This window comes from Chromohalobacter sp. HP20-39 (assembly GCF_033052815.1).
Classification (GTDB): Bacteria; Pseudomonadota; Gammaproteobacteria; order Pseudomonadales; family Halomonadaceae; genus Chromohalobacter.
Genome location: NZ_JAWHTP010000671.1, coordinates 1 through 273 on the forward strand (window position 1 = coordinate 1; position 273 = coordinate 273).

1 protein-coding gene is annotated in these 273 nt (G+C 71.4%); it reads right to left on the minus strand.

The annotated features are described in order from the left end of the window. Nucleotides 1-85: 85 nt before the first annotated feature. On the minus strand, nucleotides 86-273 hold a 188-nt coding region (locus RVY79_RS19640), incomplete at its 5' end, for a hypothetical protein (RefSeq protein WP_317466251.1).

The window sequence follows — 273 nt, forward strand, 5'->3', positions numbered from 1 at the left end:
CGGAACGGCACACCGCGATGCGTGTCTGCGCGCGCTGGCGCGGTGGGGCAAGCCTGCAATGCCTGAGGAGGGGCAGCATGCGCAGTCAGCAGGGGCCCCGCACAGCGGGGATGCGCACGACCGCGAATGCTGCCGGCCGCCGACACCAGGAGCCGCAGCGCACCGATATCGGCAAGGAGGCGACCGCAAGAGCACCGCCACCATCGGCACGCAGGCTGCGGCGTTTGGTTCGGCCCGCGCCCTCACACACCGCGAGCATGGGTGGTTGATCGC